Genomic DNA, 16,489 nt, shown 5'->3' on the forward strand with positions numbered 1-16,489 from the left:
GTCGATGGCCAGACCAGGCGAATGACGAAGCGTCAGCCCGCCATCGCCCGCATCTCGGGCGCATTTTCTCTCAGGGCGTAGCCGCGGCCCCAGACGGTCTCGATGTAGTTCTTGCCGCCGGACGCGTTGGCGAGCTTGCGACGCATCTTGCAGATGAACACGTCGATGATCTTCAGCTCGGGCTCGTCCATGCCGCCGTAGAGATGGTTCAGGAACATCTCCTTGGTCAGCGTCGTGCCCTTGCGCAGGGCGAGAAGCTCCAACATCCCGTACTCCTTGCCTGTGAGATGGACGCGGTTACCGGCGATGGTGACGGTCTTCTGATCAAGGTTCACCGCGAGGTCATCCGTGGTGATCACTGACTGGGCATGCCCCTTCGAGCGGCGGACGATCGCCTGGATGCGGGCGACGAGTTCGTCCTTGTGGAAGGGCTTGGTGAGGTAGTCGTCGGCGCCGAAGCCGAGGCCCTTCACCTTGTCCTCGATCCCGGCCATGCCGGACAGGATTAGAATGGGCGTCTTGATCTTCGAGGCACGTAAGGACCGCAGCACCTCGTAGCCTGAGATGTCGGGTAGCGTCAGGTCCAGCAGGATGATGTCGTAGTCGTAGAGCTTGCCGAGATCGATCCCCTCCTCACCCAGATCGGTGGTGTCAGTGGTGAAGCTCTCGGACTTGAGCATCAGCTCGATGCTCTGCGCGACGGAGGCATCATCCTCGATCAGCAGCACGCGCATGGGCCAGGATCCTCCAAAGGTTGAGGCATCCTGAACGGACATCGGCAACAAACCGTTAAGGTTCATCCTCAGGGACCAAGGAGGGAGCGGCTCTGGTGCAAGGTCGTGAGCGCCGCCGCGATCCAGGCTGCAGGTGCGGACAGCCTTGCGCTCGTGGCGTTCCTCATACGAGGTCCGATGGATCTACCAGCAGGCTCGGGGGAGGCGGCGCTTCCAGCGCTCTGCTCGTGGCAATTCCGCGCCATCGGGTCGGGCGTTGCGAGGGCTGTGAGCGAGCGTCCTTGGCACGGCCTGAGACCGCACGGGGCTTTCGACGCGCGGCGGTGATAGAACCGGGATGGCTGCCTCGACCGCAGCTTTGGGCTCGCGCCTGAGTTTCGGGGGCCTGCTCCTGCGGCGTGGGGCTTCGTCGTCTGTCTGAGCAGGTAAAGCGCGACGAACACGGGGCAGGGGGCCCTCAGGCTGCGCCTGGGGCTCTGGCTCGGGCTGTGACGGCTCCCAGGCGATCAGGCTCGGCAGGATGCGCCGGGGCTGTGTGGCCTTCGGGGTGCCTGAGGTTGATGAGAGCTTCGGCTCGAACACCGAGAGCGCTGCGGAGGCCGGACCTGGCAGGGGCTTTGCCCGATCCAGGGCTTGCCGCGGCCTTGCCGGGATGAAGGTTCGACCGGAGGTGGCGCTGTGTTTGATCTCGACGGTGAATGACCGCCTTGCCGGCTTACGCAAGAGGCTCTTCCAAGCGAATGGTGAGGGTATCGAAGGGAACAGTTCAGATGGGCTCGGCCCCAGCACCGAACAATGCTTAATCAGAACTGCTTGTACAAAACCAGCCGGTACTGACGCAAGCACCTCGTTTGGAGAGCCATGCGGCGCCGTTGGCAAGACTCCTCGATGAGCGGTCTTCGTACCTCTCTGGGTCTTCGGCTCTGGCAACGGCATCCTCGATGAGCCGGACGCACATCCATTAACGCCGCTAGAAACCTTGATCGGATCTGTAGAAACGTTGTTAAGAATTCCTTAAAGACACAGCATACGTCGATACCCTCCGATCGAAGGACTGGGCTCAGTCATCGACCCACATCCCTGGGTCGTCGGTGGAGCAGGCTCGCACAAGGCTCTTGAAGGAACCAGCAACGCACATGGATGATCAGACAGCCTCATCGCAGATCGACTTTGTCGGCCTGACGGCCGAACTCGTTTCTGCCTACATCGCCAACAACTCCATTCCTGCCAGCGAACTGCCGGCCCTGATGGCGAACGTCCATGCGGCCATAAAGGGCCTTACAGGCACGCCATCACCTGAGACAGCGAAGCCTGAGAAGGCGACGCCGGCCCAGATCCGCAAGTCGATCACCCCGGACGCGCTGATCAGCTTCGAGGACGGCAGACTCTACAAGACGCTGCGGCGCCACCTTAGGCTGCGGGGTCTCTCGCCCGAGGCCTATCGTGAGAAGTGGGGGCTGCCTTTCGATTACCCGATGACTGTTGATTTCCGCTGAGAGTTGACCCGGCGTTTTCGTTGAGAAGTGACCCAGGTTCAGGGGTTGATGTTTATCATTGGGTGGGTCTGGTCAACTCACGGTGCGGCTCCTTTTCGGCTTTCCGGCTGCGGCACTTGCCCTGAAGCGGAAGCTGTCGTTTCCGGTCTCTAGGATGTGGCAGTGGTGGGTGAGGCGATCGAGCAGCGCGGTAGTCATCTTGGCATCGCCGAAGATCCCGGCCCATTCGCTGAAGCTGAGGTTGGTGGTGATCACGACGCTGGTGCGCTCGTAGAGCTTGGACAGCAGGTGGAACAGCAGGGCCCCTCCTGAGGCGCTGAATGGAAGATAGCCCAGTTCGTCTAAGATGATCAGGTCTTGACGCAGCAACCGTTCGGCCAACTGGCCCGCTTTGTTCTGGGCTTTCTCTTGTTCGAGGGCATTGACCAGGTCGACGGTCGCGAAGAAGCGGACCTTCTTGCGATGATGCTCGACGGCCTGCACGCCCAGGGCGGTCGCGATATGCGTCTTGCCGGTGCCTGGGCCACCGATCAGGACGACGTTGTGTGCGCCGTCGATGAAGCCGCCTCCGTGCAGGGTGCGAACCATGGCCTCGTTGACCTCGCTGGCAGCGAAGTCGAACCCGGTCAGATCCTTGTAGGCCGGAAAGCGGGCGGCCTTGATCTGGTAGGCGATGGATCGAACCTCCCGCTCGGCCATCTCGGCCTTGAGCAGCTGGGACAGGAGCGGGACGGCTACCTCGAAGGCGGGTGCGCCTTGCTCCACAAGATCGACGACGGCCTGAGACATGCCGTACATCTTGAGCCCGCGCAGCATGACGATGATGGCGGCGCTGGCGGGATCATGACGCATGGCGCACCGCCTTCCTGCGGAGCGCATCGTAGCGCTCGACATCGGCCTTCGGCTCCTGGCGCAAGACGAGCGCCTGTGGGGCATCGATCGTGGCCACGCTCGATGGCTTACCGTCGAGCAACCGGTGCAGGATGTTGAGGACGTGGATCTTGGTGGGCACGCCGCCGTCGAGCGCCAGTTCGACCGCGCAGAGAACGGCCTGCTCGTCATGATGCAGCACGAGTGCCAGAATCTCCACCATCTCCCGATCGCCGCCAGGATGCTTGAGGAGGTGACCTTGCAGCCGCCGGAACGCGTCCGGCATCTCGGCGAAGGGAGCCCCGTTGCGCAGGGCGCCCGGCTTGCGCTGGATAACGGCCAGGTAGTGGCGCCAGTCGTAGACCGTGCGCCCGGCCATGGTATGCGAGCGCGCGATGACCCGGGGATGCTCGCACAGGATCCGGCCTTCCGCGGCCACAACGATGCGCTGCGGGTAGATCCGCAGGCTCACGGGACGGTTGGCAAGAGAGGCCGGAACCGAATAGCGGTTGCGCTCGAAGTGCACGAGGCAGGTCGGCGAGACCCGCTTGGTATGCTCGACGAAGCCGTCGAAGGGACGGCCAAGCGGCATCAGGCTCGGCACCTCATTGGTCCACGCATCCGCAAGCGTGCCGGGAAGCTCCCCATGCGGGATCTCCTTCCAAGCCGCAATGCAGCGCGTCTCGAGCCAGGCGTTCAGCCCGTCGAGATCGGCGAAGCTGGGTAACGGTTGCCATAGCCGACGACGCGCATCCTGGACGTTCTTCTCGACCTGACCCTTCTCCCAGCCCGATGCGGGATTGCAGAAAGTTGTGTCGAACAGATAGTGGCTTGCCATAGCGGCGAAGCGCCCATTCACCTGCCGAGCCTTGCCAGAGCCCACCCGATCCACGGCGGTCTTCATGTTGTCGTAGATGCCACGTCCCGGGATGCCGCCCAGCACGCGGAAGGCATGGAAGTGCGCGTCGAACAACATCTCGTGGGTCTGAAGCGGGTACGCCCGCACGACGAAGACCCGACTATGCGACAGCTTGGTGTGAGCGACCTGGAGCTTGACGCGCTCGCCCCCGAGAACCGCCCAGTCCTCACTCCAGTCGAATTGGAACGCCTCCCCTGGCGCGAAGACTAGAGGAACGAACGTTCCTCGTCCCGTGGTCTGCTGCTGGATCTGCCGGTCTTCTTTCCAACTGCGGATGAAAGCTGCGACCCGACCGTAGGAGCCGTCATAACCCAGAAGAACTAGATCGGTGTGCATCTGCCGCGCCGTGCGCCGCTGCTTGCGTGACCTACTCGCCTCCGTCTTCAGCCAGCCCGACAGCTTCGCGGCGAACGGGTCCAACTTGCTGGGCCGCTCCGGCACTCGGTAGAGCGGCTCCTTCTCATCCGACCGCAGGTACTTGCGGATCGTGTTGCGCGACAATCCTGTACGTCGCGAAATCTCCCGGATCGGCATCCCTTCTCGGAACGCCCAGCGCCGAATGACACTCAATAACGCCATGTCGATCACTCCATGACCCCCCGACCAAAAAGCCAGGGGTGGGTTCAGACACGGGTCACTTCTCGATGGAAACTTCGGGCTCCGCCGGGTCAACTCTCAACGGAAATCAACACCGAGGGTGCAGTTCATTGCGCTGAGGCGATCCATACCAGCGTCGCCGCCCTGGACGTCGAGATCGACGGCGTCGACGTCGGCCGGATCACGGTGAGCATCGGCTTAGCCTTCGGGCTACCCCGTCTGGGCGGCAGCCCGGCCGACCTGTTCGGCCTGGCCGATACCGCCCTCTACGAGGCCAAGGCCACGGGCCGCGACAGGACCTGCTACGCTGTGATGGTAGATCCTGGCTCCAAAGGCTACAGACCCGATCCCGCCTCCCTCGCTGCCTGACGAAGGCCCCATGCACGTCGCCCTGATCGATCCGAGCCGCGTCGTCCTCAAGATCGTCACGGAGATGCTCACCGCCGGCGGCCACACCGTCGTGGCCTTCACGGACTCAGGCAAGGCGCTGGCCCATGTCGAGGCCGACCCCACCGTCACCTGCGTCCTCACCAGCCTCGAGGTCCAGCCGATCTGTGGCCTGGAGTTGTGCTGGTCGCTGCGTGCGCTCGCGAGCGACCGCCGGCCCCTCACCATCCTGGTGATGTCGGCCGCGCGCGAGGAGCGCTCACTCTCCGAGGTCCTCGACAGCGGCGCCGACGACTTCCTCGCCAAGCCCCCGAGCGTGCAGGAGCTCTACGGCCGCCTGCGCTCGGCCGAGCGCGTGCTCAAGCTCCAGCACTCCTTGATCCAACAGGCCGACACCGATCACCTCACAGGGCTCCTCAATCGCGGCGCGCTGATGCGCCGGGCCGGCGACGCGCTTGCCAACGCCTCGGCTGGCGCCCCCCTGACCCTGCTCCAGATCGACATCGATCACTTCAAGGGCATCAACGACCGCTACGGGCATGACGTGGGCGACGTCGTCATCCGCTGTGTCGCCCGGACTTTACGCGAGACCGGCGCGATCGCCGGCCGGCTCGGGGGCGAGGAGTTCGCCGTGCTGATGCCCGGGCACGGGCTTGCCGGCGCGGCCGTAGTCGCCCACCGCATCCGCCGCCAGTGCGCCGCCACCACCGTGCCCCGACAGCCCGATCTGCGCTTCACCGCGAGCATCGGGCTGGCCGAGTGGACGCCCGGCGACACCATCGACACCCTGCTCAAGCGGGCCGATCTGGCGCTCTATGCCGCCAAGCGTGCCGGGCGTGACCGCGTCGCGGTGACCAGCCCCAGCCTGCACACGGAGATGGTCGGCTAGAGGTTCGGGTAGGGTCCAAGGAACAGATCGCCCAGCGCACGCCGCCGCAGATAGGTCAGGCGTCGGCGCCGGATATGCTCGGGCCGATCGTGGATCAGGTGGCAACGCTGGCACCAGGCCGCGAGGTCGCCGTCCCCGTTCAGGCTGGTGTCGTGCGCCCGGTGGCAGGCGGCCAGGATCGGCCGGGTCAGCCGGGCGCTTGCCAGATCGGGGGTTCGCCGCAGCACCCGGCCACGATCCGTGCGCCAGGCCCCGGCCTCGGCGTCGTACCAGCTCCCCCCGTCGAGGCAGACGATGACCTGCCCGTGCGGTCGCCCGCAGCGCTCGCAGCGCCCGGCCGCGCGCCCAAAGCGGATCACCGCCGAGAGCTGCGGCCAGTCGATCGGGTAGAAGTGGCGGTGTTCGGGGCGGATCGGCACGGTGCGGCCACGCTAGCACAGCCCCGTTAACGGCGAATCCCCCCTCGGCCTGATGTCCTGTCGATGACTGGGCACCCGGGCGGTGGATGACCCCGCTCCCGCAAGAGCCCCATCCCATGGCGACCAATCACCCTCGCGAACCGCTACGCACACAGCCTCGCGCAGTCCCTAATGGTTGCCGTCATCCTCTAACGCTGCTGCGGCTGCGTCACGGTCGGTGCTGGTTGGGGCAAGGGCGATGAGCCTTTCAGGAGTTCTTCCAGCTCGTGAATTTTTTGCCTGGCTTGCTCCAGTTTGGCGGCCTGCGCTTGCCAGGCTCCGTAGGCGCAGATGACGCCTACGGCCAGGCAAGCGGCGAATATGAAGGCGGCCTGCCGTACAGTGATGTTGCCCATAAAGTCCTCCGCAACCGCACGTAGAGACCACGAACCGGTCGCACAAGGCCACGTTCAAGCTTGCCCTCTGGCCCATCTAGGATATCCTCGACGGCATATCCTTTATATCCAATCGGGATAGATATGGCCCTCTTCGTCAAGGATCCCGAGGTCGACGCCCTCGCGCAGGAGTTGGCGGCGCTCAAGCGGACCTCGAAGACCGAGGCCGTGCGCCAGGCTCTGCGATCGGAACTCGATCGCGAGCGGGACAAGCTCGACCTCGTCGCGCAATCCCTCGCCTTCGCCCGAGGCTTGCGCGACCGGGCAGGGCCGAACCCGCAGCCCGTCGACAAGGCGTTTCGCGATCGCTTGTACGGGGATCCGTGATGTTCGTCGACGCCTCTGCCCTGACCGCGATCCTCGCCGGCGAGCCGGACGCCGCCGCCCTCGTGGCGCGGCTTCAGCGCGCCCGCCAACGCCTGACCTCGCCGCTCGCCGTCTGGGAGACGACCATCGCGCTCGCCCGCATCCTGGACCTCGCCTTGCCCGAGGCCCAGCAGGCCGTGCAGGACTACCTCGCGCTCGCGACCATCCAGGTGATCGCCGTGCCGCCCAAGGCGGCAGCGGGCGCGATCGAGGCCTTCGATCGCTTCGGCAAGGGCCGGCACCCCGCCGGGCTCAACTTCGGGGACTGCTTCGCCTACGCCTGTGCCCGCAGCTACCGCATGCCCCTCTTGTTCAAGGGCAACGACTTCCCGCTCACCGACATCCAGCCCGGGTGAGCAGGGGACCGACAGCCTCAGGCTTTGCCGGGCTCGCGCCCGCTCCCCCTCGGCCGTCGGTCGCAAATCTCGTATGCCTAGCCGAGCAGGTGCCTGGCCGGCCAACAACCGTCATGGTCAGGCCACCGGCGAACACGCCGATCATTCCGTAGGAGAAGCCCTTCAGCAGCATGGGAGGGTGTCCTTCCGAGCGTTGTGGGGGTTCAGGTTCGGAGCTGACGCGGAGCAAGGATTGCGCCGCACGCCGTCCTAAGCCCATGCTGCACTGCAACTAGCTCGTTAGCAAGTGCAGCAAAGCCGGCCCGGTTACGCCTGCTCGGGGTGCTGATCGGGGAGCGATTGCCCAGCTTCCAATCGCTTATCGATGCCGAGGTCCAGCCAGGCGACGGGCATTCTCAGTACGGGTAGGCCTCAGAGATCACCCCTGCTGATATCGACGGCATATCGGAATGCGATTGATATCATATTGGTATTGGCGCCCGGGCGGTGGATGACCCCGCTCTCTCGCACGCACCCCGATAGGCCGTCGCGGCCTTCTACGATCAACCCGCAAGGGGTCCGCTCCGCAAGCGGGCGGCCGCTGCGGCTTTGCCTACGCGGTGATCGCGGCCACGCCCGGCCTCCTTGGGGCGCTGTCGAGCGGGGATCACCCCCGCTCCCGCAGGAGCCCGACCCCATGGCGACCAACCTCACCCTCGCGAACCGCTACGCTCACAGCCTCGCGCAGTCCCTGATGGTCGCCGTCATCGTGTTCCGCTCCGAGGCCGGCTTCAGCGTCGTCACCGCCGACGAGTTCGAGGGCGATCCGGCCAGCGTCGTCACCGAGTTCGACCCACACGAGGGGTGACCCCCTCCCACCGGGGGCGAAGCCGGGCTCGCCCCTCACCCACCGCGGCCTGGAGCCTAGGTTCCGGATCGCCCACTAGTCCCATGACAAAATAACTTAAGTGCCTGACAAATGCCTTTGAGTGACAATCACGGGCGCGTGAGCCCGGTTCAGAGAAGGAGAATTGTCTCCATAGTCGATCGGAGTAATTCTCCCTCAGAGGTCCGTTCTCGTAATGCAAGTTGTGCAACCCGACGCCGAGCGCGACGCCCAAATACTCAACCGTGCGATGGATGTCGTTGTGGCGTATGTCGCCAACAACCCTGTTCAGGCGTCTGATCTGCCCGGTCTGATGCAGTCGGTCCACGCGACCTTCGCCCGGCTCGCCAATCCTGGTCCCAAACCCGACAAGCCCGAGTTCGAGAAGCCGAGCCCGTCCGCAATCCGGCGCTCGATCACGCCCGGAGCGCTGATCTCCTTCATCGACGGCAAGCCGTATCAGACGCTCAAGCGTCACCTCACCAAGAACGGGCTCGACATCGAGGGCTACCGGGCGCGCTACGGCCTGCCGCTCGATTACCCCTCGACCAGCGCCAACTACTCGGCCACCCGCGCCGAGCTGGCGCGCAACATGGGCCTTGGGCGCAAGGTGAACCGGACCCCGCAGGCGGGAGCCGTTGAGACCGACGCCGCCCCGTCCGAAGAGGCAGCACCCAGGCGTCGGGGCCGCCCGCCGAAGGCAGCCTGAGCACGCCAGGACAGGCGTGATGAGCCACCGGCCTCTTCCTCGAGATCGCAGGAGGGGCCGGGGGCTTGGCGGCGTGCCAGAAGCCGATGCCCGAACCTTTGCCCGGACGCGCATGACACCCCGGGAGCGACACGGCTTCAATGTCGTGAGAAGGGGGAGGGCGCGCGTCGTGGGCCGCCGTGGCGCTTAGGCTGACGCATGACCCCAGCCTGAGCGGCGGGCGAGTGATCCGACAGGGCCGAGACCCGGCTGCATGCTGGTGCAGGGGTTGGCCAAGGGGCTCCTGACGTCCTGGTGCGGGGCCACAACCCACGGCCTCGTTGATGGGCGTGTCTATCCGGGGCGCCCGGGACCACCGCAACGGCGGATGCCGGTTTTCTTCCCCGCCGCCTGACGGCGTCTCCTCGCGCACCAAGAAAACCGTCCCTCGCCGTCCTCCGCTGCGCTTCGGCCTGCAAGCAGGTGCGGCGCCGGTCGCCTCCGGCTCAACGACCGCCATCGAGGCCGCAAGGGTGCGGCTCCGGGCAACGGGACAAGGAACACCACCATGGCGACCATCGGCACCTTCACCCAGACCGAGAACGGCTTCACCGGCGAGATCGCCACCCTGACCATCCAGGCCAAGAAGGTCGCGATCGTCCCCGAGAGCCGCGGCGGCGAGAACGCCCCCACCCACCGCATCTTCCTGGGCAAGGCCGAAATCGGCGCGGGCTGGGCCAAGCGCTCCAAGGAGGACCGGGACTACATCTCGATCAAGCTCGACGACCCGAGCCTCTCGGCTCCCCTCTACGCCGCCCTCTACGGCGAGGACGACGGCAAGTTCTCCCTGGTCTGGAACCGCCCGAACGGTCGCCGCCGGGACTGACCCCCGGCCCTCGACGCCCCGCCCCTCACGGGCGGGGCGGGATCGTGCGACGACAACGGAGCGACTGACATGGCTTACGCGTTTGATACACTCAGCTACTCGAAGACCCTGCGCGAGGCCGGCATCGCACAGGACCACGCCGAGGCTCACGCCCAAGCGGCCCGGGAGTTCATCATGGTCGAGCTCGTCACCAAGGAGGACCTGCGCGCGGCCAAGGACGAACTCCGCTCTGCCATGGAGCTGGAGACGCTCCGATTGACCATTCGGCTCGGGAGCATCACGGCCGCAGGCCTCGTCGCGATGACCGGTGTGCTCGCCACCCTCATCAAGGTTCTCTGAGGAACCCTGGCCCCCTCCGATCAAGGGGCAAACCCGCGAGGCGACTATCCCTTAAGCTGGATGCGCGTCGGTCCGCCGCCTGATCGGGAGGGCACCGCGCGTCCACGGTTCGGCATAGGTCAGGTCGCCGTGCCGGGGGCTCGGATGACGGACCTTCGAGGACCGTCCCTCTGCGCGCATCCGGTCCGAGGCCACGTTCCACGACGGAACGGCGTCATCGCCTTGCGTCCAGTGAACTAGGCTCGCCTCGTCACACCACTCCAGGAGCTTCGGCATCGCTTTCCGGTGCGGACCAGAGGTCATGAAGGCGCGCATGTCGGCCTGATCGGCCCACACCGTCAGGGTCCAGAACGTTCGTTTGCGATCGGCGAGCAGGCTGCCTTGGATGAACCCTGCCGCGTTCCTCGTCTGCGACAGGGAGCGCATCGTATCGACGACGAAACCCGGCATGAAGCGCCAGGAGCGGATGCGCAGCCGTGTGACGCTGACGAAAGCCATGTGAGCTTATCCCAGGAGCGCGGCCCGACGTTCATGGTGCGCTTGACCACGACACTCTCCGCTCGGCGCCGCCTCGCAGTCTAGCGCCAAGGCGAGATCGGCCCGGGTCGCCAGGCCCTTCGGCACGTAGCCGAGTTCGTTCAAGAACAGGTTCAGGGTCGCGAACGTTTGGAGGTGGGCCGCCTCGGCCTCGACGTGCTCCTGCTCGCTGACGCATGCAGCGTCCGCTTCGTCCAGCGCCTCGATCCGCATGAGCGCCGTAAGGTAGAGCCGGTGCGCGGCGACCGTCCGTTCCTCCAAGGTCGCGTCAGATACGGTCGAGCAAGGCACGCGACGTCTCCTTGGTTCGGGCCTGCCGCAGGGTGTCCCGCGTGGACTTCTTGCAATCTTAAGCTAAGTTTTGAGTCCGATCCACCAACCAAAGCGCGAGTAGGCGAGGGGGCCTGATCCGTTCGTTCGTCACCGACTGCGTGGTGAACTGGTCGGGAGGTCGAGCCGGAGTCAGAGTGGGCTTCGCGAGGTCATGACGGGAGATCAGGCCGGAGAGAGGCTCCGGCGCCCGTCGTGAGATCACGCCGATGGCCCGCCGCCCCACCTCGTCCCGGAAGACCGCTGCCCGCCGCACTGAGGCCGCTCCCGTCCAGCGCGCCGACCTCTACCAGCGCATCACCGACACGATCATTGCCCAGCTCGAGGAGGGCAGGGTGCCGTGGGTGCAGCCTTGGACGAGCCTGCCCGGCACCGCGGCCGTGTCCATGCCGCGCAACGCGGCGACCAACCGGGCCTATTCCGGCATCAACGTCATGCTGCTGTGGGGAAGCGGCATGGCCGCCGGCTACCCGGTCCAGCGCTGGCTCACCTTCCGCCAGGCGCTCAGCCTCGGCGGCTGCGTGCGCCGGGGCGAGAAGGGCACGCCCGTCGTCTACGCCGACCGCCTCACCCCCGAGCAGGAGCGCCAGCGCGCGTCGCAAGCCGGCGAGGAGGCCCGCTCGATCGCCTTCCTCAAGCAATACACCGTGTTCAACGCCGCGCAGTGCGACGGCCTGTCGGAGGACCTGTACGTGCCGCCGCCGCCGCCGCGCGAGGACCTGATCGAGCCGCGTTTCCGCGCGCTGATGCAGGCCACGGGGCTGACCATCCACATCGGCGGGCAGATCGCGTTCTACCGCCCGGCCGACGACGCGATCGTGCTGCCCCCGCCCCAGGCCTTCCACGAGCCGGTCAACTTCCACCGGACCGCCGCGCACGAGATGATCCACGCCACGGGCCATGCCTCCCGGCTCGCCCGGGACTTCACGGGCCGCTACGGCAGCGAGGGCTACGCGCGCGAGGAGCTGGTCGCCGAGATCTCCGCAGCCTACGTCTGCGCCAGCCTCGGTATCGTGCCGACCGTGCGCCACGCCGACTACATCGGCTCCTGGCTCGAGGTGCTGCGCTCGGACCCCCGCGCCATCGTGCAGGCGGCGGGGCTCGCCAGCCGCTCGGCCGACTGGCTGCTCGGGCACCTGCCGGCCGAACTCGCACCCGACGGGGGAGCGGGCTCGGAGACCGACGAGGCCGGCGTCGAGGCGGGAGACGACCAAGCGGCGCCGGCGGCTCTACGGGCAGCGGCGTGATGCGCTTCAAGCCCTGGCCCCGCCCGACGGCGTTCGAGGACACGGCGCGCAAGCGCGCCGCCTACCGCCACAAGCAGGTCCGCGAGCAGGCGGCCCTGCCCCTGTTCGCCCCCGTGATCGCCGAGCGCCAGCTCGGTGTCGATGAGGAGATGGTTCGGCGCACCGGGCAATGGGAGCGCCAGCAGGCCGAGAACCGGCGGCAGCGGGCCGCCGGCTGGCGCCGGGCGCGCGAGCGCCTGTTCGCGCACCCGACCGGCGAGCGCCTGGCGATCCGGGCGCTGTGGCGGGCCTGCCCGTACCCAGCCGATCCGAGCTACCTCGGCACGCTGCTGCACGAGATCGCGACCGGGCGGATCGACCCGGCGCACCCCCCGTGGGGCGGCCGGCACACGCTCACCCCCCGGACGACGCCGAAGCCGGCGAGCTTTACGGAGGCCTTCCGCCAGATCGGCCGGCGCACGGTCGGCGGCGGTCCGAAGACGACGGGCGCCGACGAGCGCCTGTTCTGCGGCAATCTGGGCTCGGGCATCCTCTTCCTGACCTCGCGGGTGCGGCTGTGCGAGCCCAACGAGAGCTTTTATACCTCGTCCAACCACCGCCTGCGCGACAGCCATGTCGGCCGGGGCGGGCATTGGGTCGACATCGTGGTGCGGGGGACCTGCTCGGACGCCGAGCTGATCCTGATCCGGCGCCTCGCCCAGCGAGAGGATACGCGCCCCGTAAGGGTCCGGCGGTCCCTCGGGTCGGCCCGTGAGAGTGAGAGGGAATGCCTGAGGGGGGAGGATCGCGCCGCTTCGCGAGAGCCCGACCACGCCACTGACAGGACCGCGCCATGCCCGAACCACTCTGCTTCGCCCTGACCCTCGACATCGCGGTCGAGGAGCCCGCCCCGGTGCTCGAGGCGGCTGCCCGCGAGCTGGTCCGGCGCCGGCATGCCGCCTCGACCGACGAGGCCCAGGCCCTGCTCGGCGGGGACGTGGGGAAGGCGCTCACCGTGCTGATCGAGCTGCACGACCTCGCCTCGGCCGGCGCCGTGGTGCTGCAAATCCAGTCCGGATCGGCCGGGCCGATCCCGACCCGGCCGGGCCTGCCGCCTGCGGCTGCACTCGCCGACGCCTGACACCGCCCCTGCGGCCCCCCTCACGCCAGAGGGAGGCCCCTTCGCCCGTGCCGCTTCGCCGATCCCCGGCGGCCTGCGGCACGAGGACGAAGATCATGGGCGAGTACGTGATGACCACGATCACCATCGGCGGGCTCCTGCCCGGAGAGGCGGGTGCTGCCGCCCTGATCGCTGCCGCGACAGCGTATTACGCCGAGGCCGACAGCCTGGTGCGCGAGGCCCTGGCCGCCGGCCGCCACGTCGACCTGGAGGACCTGCAGGATCGCGGGCAGACCCCCGACCTCGACGCGTTCTGCCGGGCGCACGGCCTGGCCTACCAGCGTGCGTGGGTCTCCCAGCTCGGTCAGTTCGAGGCGGGCCTGGAATACTGGCAGCCCGGCATGGACCGGCCCGTCGAGGAGGCGGCGGACGAGGGCGGCGAGCCGATGATCGCGCTGGCCGAGCTGCGCCGCTGCCACAGGGCCGGCGAGACGCTCAGCGGTGTCGTGGCCCGGCTCGCCCGGGCGGAGTCGACCGCCGTGCCGCCCCTGATCCTCGTCCCGGAGACGGGCGCCGGCGGCTTGGGTTCCGCCTGATCCGGTGTCGGTCGAGTCCCGCGGCCTCCCTCCAGAGTGAGAGGGGGGCTTCGCCTGCGTGAGGGTTTGAAGGTCAGGAGAGAGCCGGGCCGCCCGCACGAAGGGATTGACGACCATGACCAGCGCCACGAGCACCGCCAAGAGCACCCCGAAGGCCGCCAAGATCACCCTGAGCGAGGCGGTCGCGATCCCGTTCGAGAAGCTGGCCTTGAGCCAGGCCAACGTGCGCCGGATCGCCCATGGCCAGAGCATCGAGGACCTGGCCGAGGACATCGCCCATCGCGGCCTGCTCCAGTCCCTGAGCGTGCGCCCGATCCTCGACGAGGCCGGGGCAGAGACCGGCCGCTACGAGGTGCCCGCCGGCGGCCGGCGCTTCCGCGCGCTCGAGCACCTCGTGAAGACGAAGCGCATGGTCAAGTCGGTCAAGGTGCCGTGCATCGTGCGCGCGGCCGACAGCGCGATCAGCGCGACCGAGGACTCGATCGCCGAGAACGCCATGCGCGAGGCCCTGCATCCCCTCGACCAGTTCCGGGCGTTCAAGGCGCTGGCGGATGCCGGCATGCCGAATGCCGACATCGCCGCCCGGTTCTTCGTCACCGAGACCATCGTGCGCCAGCGCCTGCGGCTCGCCGGGGTCAGCCCGGTGCTGCTGGAGGCCTACGGTGCGAACGAGATGACGCTGGAGTGCCTGATGGCGTTCTCCGTCACCGAGGATGCCGCGCGTCAGGTCCGGGTCTGGGAGGCGCTGAACAAGCGCGGCAACATCAGCACCTGGTCGATCCGCCAGGCCCTCACCGAGAGCTCGGTCGGCATCGGGGACGCGCGCGCCGTGTTCGTGGGCGAGGAGGCCTACGTCGCCGCCGGTGGCGGGGTCCTGCGCGACCTGTTCGCGGAGCGCGGCGACGGCTGGTTCCAGGATGCCGACCTCCTGAACCGCCTGGCCGAGGCCAAGCTCGCGACGTTCAGCGAGACGATCGCGGCCGAGGGCTGGAAGTGGATTGAGGTGTCGCTGACCCTCGGCCACGCCCGCACCTACGGCCTGCGCACCCTGCGGACCCATTCCGAGCTCGACGAGGCCGAGGAGGCCGCGTTCGAGGCGGCGGTGGCCGAGTACGAGGGCCTCAACGAGCAGTACGGCTACGGCGACGACATCCCGACCGAGATCGCCGAGCGCCTGACGGCGCTGGAGGGCGAGATCACCGACTTCGAGGCCCGCGCCGCGATCTACGACCCGGCCGACATCGCGATCGGCGGCGTCTTCGTCTCGCTCGAATACGACGGGCGTCCGTGCGTGCGGCGCGGTTACGTCCGGCCCGAGGACGAGCGCCCGGTCGAGACCGAGGCGGCCAAGGTCGAGCCGGGTGCCCCGGCCGGTACTGGTGCGGATGCCAGTGTCGAGGGGCAGGGCTTGGCCGCCCCGGCAGCAGCCGCGGCCCCTTGGCCGATCCCCGGCGACACGCCCGTCCCGGGTGTTCTGCGCGCGATCATCACGATCGGCGGGGGGATTGCCGCCGCCACCGCCGAGCCGGAGGAGACCGACCGTCCCCTGTCCGAGCAGCATCGGACCGAGCTGACCACCTACCGCACGATGGCGCTGCGCGAGGCCCTGGCGGACGATCCCGAGGCCGCCTTCGTGGCGGTCCTGCACGCCATGGTGATCCGGGTGATCGTCAACGGCTACCGCACCGGCTCGTGCCTCGAGGTCTCGACCACATCGGCCCGCGCCGACCACACCGTCCAGGGCCTCGACGCCTTCCGGCCCGCGACCGCCCTCGACGCGAAGCGCGAGGCTTGGGCCAAGCGCCTGCCGTCCGAGCAGGGCGAGATCTGGGAGGCGCTGATTGATCTTAGCCCCGAGCAGCGCACCGAGCTGTTCGCGCTGTGCGCGGGCCTGTCCGTCAACGCGATGCACACGCCGTTCGATCGGCGTCCCGAGGCGCTGCCGCATGCCGACCGGCTGGCGCAGCTCGTCGGCCTCGACCTCACCCGCGACTGGAAGCCGACGGCGGCCAACTACTTCAACCGCGTCACGAAGGGCAAAATCCTGGCGGCGGTGCGCGAGGCCAAGGGCGAGGACACCGCGCGGCTCCTCGACAGCTTGAAGAAGGGCGAGATGGCGCGCGAGGCCGAGCGCCTGATGGCCGACTCCGGCTGGCTGCCCGAAATCCTGCGCACGCCCGGCATCCAGACCGAGGTGGCGGGTGCCCCGGTTGGGGCCGAGGGGTCGGAGGTGACCGGGGCGGATGCGGGGGGGGGGGGCGGGGCCGGCCCAACCCCCCCACACCAGCGCCGCGGCCGGGGGGGGGGGGGGGGGGGGGGGGGGGGGGGGGGGGGGGGGGGGGGGGGGGGGGGGGGGGGGGGGGGGGGGGGGGGGGGGGGGGGGGGGGGGGGGGGGGGGGGGGGGGGGGGGGGGGGGGGGGGGGGGGGGGGGGGGG

At 68.1% G+C, this 16,489-nt stretch carries 21 protein-coding genes; 14 read left to right on the forward strand and 7 right to left on the reverse strand.

From position 1 onward, the window contains the following. Positions 1-32: 32 nt before the first annotated feature. Positions 33-734, reverse strand: a complete 702-nt coding sequence (gene ctrA / locus VP06_RS13300) for a response regulator transcription factor CtrA (protein WP_048464257.1) — start codon at positions 732-734, stop codon at positions 33-35. 1,136 nt (positions 735-1,870) lie between these two features. On the opposite strand from ctrA, the gene VP06_RS13305 reads away from it, so the two are divergent. Beyond that, complete coding sequence (locus VP06_RS13305; protein ID WP_048464258.1) at positions 1,871-2,230, forward strand: Ros/MucR family transcriptional regulator; 360 nt, start codon at positions 1,871-1,873, stop codon at positions 2,228-2,230. A 72-nt stretch (positions 2,231-2,302) separates the two neighbouring features. On the opposite strand, the gene istB is transcribed toward VP06_RS13305, so the two are convergent. Both istB and istA read right to left on the reverse strand, forming a co-directional pair. Continuing rightward, the gene (gene istB / locus VP06_RS13310) at positions 2,303-3,082 is read right to left on the reverse strand and encodes an IS21-like element ISMex27 family helper ATPase IstB (protein ID WP_048464259.1); all 780 of its coding nucleotides are present in this window, start codon (positions 3,080-3,082) and stop codon (positions 2,303-2,305) included. Further along, complete coding sequence (istA, locus tag VP06_RS13315) at positions 3,072-4,598, reverse strand: IS21 family transposase (RefSeq protein WP_145984817.1); 1,527 nt, start codon at positions 4,596-4,598, stop codon at positions 3,072-3,074. Before istA ends, istB begins: the two co-directional genes overlap by 11 nt. Positions 4,599-4,610: 12 nt before the next feature. Here istA and VP06_RS13320 point away from each other — a divergent pair, with 12 nt between their 5' ends. Then, on the forward strand, positions 4,611-4,985 hold the full coding sequence (locus tag VP06_RS13320) for a GGDEF domain-containing protein (RefSeq protein WP_048464261.1): 375 nt from the start codon (positions 4,611-4,613) through the stop codon (positions 4,983-4,985). A gap of 10 nt (positions 4,986-4,995) precedes the next feature. Then, positions 4,996-5,892 (forward strand): GGDEF domain-containing response regulator, encoded by an 897-nt coding sequence (locus tag VP06_RS13325; RefSeq protein WP_048464262.1) that lies wholly within the window; start codon positions 4,996-4,998, stop codon positions 5,890-5,892. On the opposite strand, the gene VP06_RS13330 is transcribed toward VP06_RS13325, so the two are convergent. Both VP06_RS13330 and VP06_RS36295 read right to left on the reverse strand, forming a co-directional pair. Further along, positions 5,889-6,311 carry a hypothetical protein gene (locus VP06_RS13330; RefSeq protein WP_048464263.1) on the reverse strand — a complete coding sequence of 141 codons (423 nt, stop codon included), beginning with the start codon at positions 6,309-6,311 and terminating at the stop codon, positions 5,889-5,891. The genes VP06_RS13325 and VP06_RS13330 overlap by 4 nt on opposite strands. Before the next feature lie 188 nt (positions 6,312-6,499). Beyond that, complete coding sequence (locus VP06_RS36295; protein WP_156295579.1) at positions 6,500-6,706, reverse strand: hypothetical protein; 207 nt, start codon at positions 6,704-6,706, stop codon at positions 6,500-6,502. 123 nt (positions 6,707-6,829) lie between these two features. Here VP06_RS36295 and VP06_RS13335 point away from each other — a divergent pair, with 123 nt between their 5' ends. The 6 genes from VP06_RS13335 (at position 6,830) to VP06_RS13355 (ending at position 10,245) form a co-directional block, all read left to right on the forward strand. Beyond that, entirely contained in the window at positions 6,830-7,072 is a 243-nt protein-coding gene (locus VP06_RS13335) for a type II toxin-antitoxin system VapB family antitoxin (RefSeq protein WP_048464264.1), read from the forward strand. Continuing rightward, positions 7,072-7,467, forward strand: coding sequence for a type II toxin-antitoxin system VapC family toxin (locus VP06_RS13340; protein ID WP_048464265.1), 396 nt, complete (start codon positions 7,072-7,074; stop codon positions 7,465-7,467). The genes VP06_RS13335 and VP06_RS13340 overlap by 1 nt, the downstream gene beginning before the upstream one ends. Positions 7,468-8,143: 676 nt before the next feature. Continuing rightward, on the forward strand, positions 8,144-8,314 hold the full coding sequence (locus VP06_RS37165) for a hypothetical protein (protein WP_197093200.1): 171 nt from the start codon (positions 8,144-8,146) through the stop codon (positions 8,312-8,314). Positions 8,315-8,528: 214 nt separating this feature from the next. Next, the gene (locus tag VP06_RS13345; RefSeq protein ID WP_048464266.1) at positions 8,529-9,041 is read left to right on the forward strand and encodes a Ros/MucR family transcriptional regulator; all 513 of its coding nucleotides are present in this window, start codon (positions 8,529-8,531) and stop codon (positions 9,039-9,041) included. 547 nt (positions 9,042-9,588) lie between these two features. Beyond that, positions 9,589-9,906: a DUF736 domain-containing protein gene (locus VP06_RS13350; RefSeq protein ID WP_048464267.1), complete on the forward strand. Its 318-nt coding sequence runs from the start codon at positions 9,589-9,591 to the stop codon at positions 9,904-9,906. Between the two features lie 69 nt (positions 9,907-9,975). Further along, the gene (locus VP06_RS13355; protein WP_048464268.1) at positions 9,976-10,245 is read left to right on the forward strand and encodes a hypothetical protein; all 270 of its coding nucleotides are present in this window, start codon (positions 9,976-9,978) and stop codon (positions 10,243-10,245) included. A 51-nt stretch (positions 10,246-10,296) separates the two neighbouring features. Here VP06_RS13355 and VP06_RS13360 read toward each other — a convergent pair whose 3' ends face one another. Together VP06_RS13360 and VP06_RS13365 are read right to left on the reverse strand one after the other, a co-directional pair. Next, a complete protein-coding gene (locus VP06_RS13360; protein ID WP_048464269.1) occupies positions 10,297-10,743 on the reverse strand; it encodes an antibiotic biosynthesis monooxygenase in 447 nt (148 codons plus the stop codon). A gap of 6 nt (positions 10,744-10,749) precedes the next feature. Continuing rightward, complete coding sequence (locus VP06_RS13365) at positions 10,750-11,073, reverse strand: hypothetical protein (protein ID WP_048464270.1); 324 nt, start codon at positions 11,071-11,073, stop codon at positions 10,750-10,752. Between the two features lie 248 nt (positions 11,074-11,321). Between VP06_RS13365 and VP06_RS13370 the strand changes: the two genes are divergently transcribed. From VP06_RS13370 to VP06_RS13390, 5 genes are all read left to right on the forward strand, one after another. Next, complete coding sequence (locus VP06_RS13370) at positions 11,322-12,359, forward strand: ArdC family protein (protein WP_048464271.1); 1,038 nt, start codon at positions 11,322-11,324, stop codon at positions 12,357-12,359. After that, entirely contained in the window at positions 12,359-13,219 is an 861-nt protein-coding gene (locus VP06_RS34080; RefSeq protein WP_244533792.1) for a hypothetical protein, read from the forward strand. The genes VP06_RS13370 and VP06_RS34080 overlap by 1 nt, the downstream gene beginning before the upstream one ends. Beyond that, positions 13,192-13,479 carry a hypothetical protein gene (locus VP06_RS13380; RefSeq protein ID WP_048464272.1) on the forward strand — a complete coding sequence of 96 codons (288 nt, stop codon included), beginning with the start codon at positions 13,192-13,194 and terminating at the stop codon, positions 13,477-13,479. The genes VP06_RS34080 and VP06_RS13380 overlap by 28 nt, the downstream gene beginning before the upstream one ends. 95 nt (positions 13,480-13,574) lie before the next feature. Beyond that, positions 13,575-14,054: a hypothetical protein gene (locus tag VP06_RS13385; RefSeq protein ID WP_048464273.1), complete on the forward strand. Its 480-nt coding sequence runs from the start codon at positions 13,575-13,577 to the stop codon at positions 14,052-14,054. Positions 14,055-14,169: 115 nt separating this feature from the next. Next, a partial coding sequence (locus VP06_RS13390) for a ParB/RepB/Spo0J family partition protein (protein WP_245291164.1) occupies positions 14,170-16,489 on the forward strand: 2,320 nt, incomplete at its 3' end.

Source organism: Methylobacterium aquaticum (genome assembly GCF_001043915.1).
In the GTDB taxonomy this organism is placed as follows: domain Bacteria; phylum Pseudomonadota; class Alphaproteobacteria; order Rhizobiales; family Beijerinckiaceae; genus Methylobacterium; species Methylobacterium aquaticum.

What these genes read in the sequence shown, in the direction of transcription:
- ctrA (WP_048464257.1), bottom strand. Translation starts at nt 734, where the DNA reads ATGCGCGTGCTGCTGATCGAGGATGATGCCTCCGTCGCGCAGAGCATC.
- VP06_RS13305 (WP_048464258.1), top strand. Translation starts at nt 1,871, where the DNA reads ATGGATGATCAGACAGCCTCATCGCAGATCGACTTTGTCGGCCTGACG.
- istB (WP_048464259.1), bottom strand. Translation starts at nt 3,082, where the DNA reads ATGCGTCATGATCCCGCCAGCGCCGCCATCATCGTCATGCTGCGCGGG.
- istA (WP_145984817.1), bottom strand. Translation starts at nt 4,598, where the DNA reads ATGGCGTTATTGAGTGTCATTCGGCGCTGGGCGTTCCGAGAAGGGATG.
- VP06_RS13320 (WP_048464261.1), top strand. Translation starts at nt 4,611, where the DNA reads ATGACCCCCCGACCAAAAAGCCAGGGGTGGGTTCAGACACGGGTCACT.
- VP06_RS13325 (WP_048464262.1), top strand. Translation starts at nt 4,996, where the DNA reads ATGCACGTCGCCCTGATCGATCCGAGCCGCGTCGTCCTCAAGATCGTC.
- VP06_RS36295 (WP_156295579.1), bottom strand. Translation starts at nt 6,706, where the DNA reads ATGGGCAACATCACTGTACGGCAGGCCGCCTTCATATTCGCCGCTTGC.
- VP06_RS13335 (WP_048464264.1), top strand. Translation starts at nt 6,830, where the DNA reads ATGGCCCTCTTCGTCAAGGATCCCGAGGTCGACGCCCTCGCGCAGGAG.
- VP06_RS13340 (WP_048464265.1), top strand. Translation starts at nt 7,072, where the DNA reads ATGTTCGTCGACGCCTCTGCCCTGACCGCGATCCTCGCCGGCGAGCCG.
- VP06_RS37165 (WP_197093200.1), top strand. Translation starts at nt 8,144, where the DNA reads ATGGCGACCAACCTCACCCTCGCGAACCGCTACGCTCACAGCCTCGCG.
- VP06_RS13345 (WP_048464266.1), top strand. Translation starts at nt 8,529, where the DNA reads ATGCAAGTTGTGCAACCCGACGCCGAGCGCGACGCCCAAATACTCAAC.
- VP06_RS13350 (WP_048464267.1), top strand. Translation starts at nt 9,589, where the DNA reads ATGGCGACCATCGGCACCTTCACCCAGACCGAGAACGGCTTCACCGGC.
- VP06_RS13355 (WP_048464268.1), top strand. Translation starts at nt 9,976, where the DNA reads ATGGCTTACGCGTTTGATACACTCAGCTACTCGAAGACCCTGCGCGAG.
- VP06_RS13360 (WP_048464269.1), bottom strand. Translation starts at nt 10,743, where the DNA reads ATGGCTTTCGTCAGCGTCACACGGCTGCGCATCCGCTCCTGGCGCTTC.
- VP06_RS13370 (WP_048464271.1), top strand. Translation starts at nt 11,322, where the DNA reads ATGGCCCGCCGCCCCACCTCGTCCCGGAAGACCGCTGCCCGCCGCACT.
- VP06_RS34080 (WP_244533792.1), top strand. Translation starts at nt 12,359, where the DNA reads ATGCGCTTCAAGCCCTGGCCCCGCCCGACGGCGTTCGAGGACACGGCG.
- VP06_RS13380 (WP_048464272.1), top strand. Translation starts at nt 13,192, where the DNA reads ATGCCCGAACCACTCTGCTTCGCCCTGACCCTCGACATCGCGGTCGAG.
- VP06_RS13385 (WP_048464273.1), top strand. Translation starts at nt 13,575, where the DNA reads ATGGGCGAGTACGTGATGACCACGATCACCATCGGCGGGCTCCTGCCC.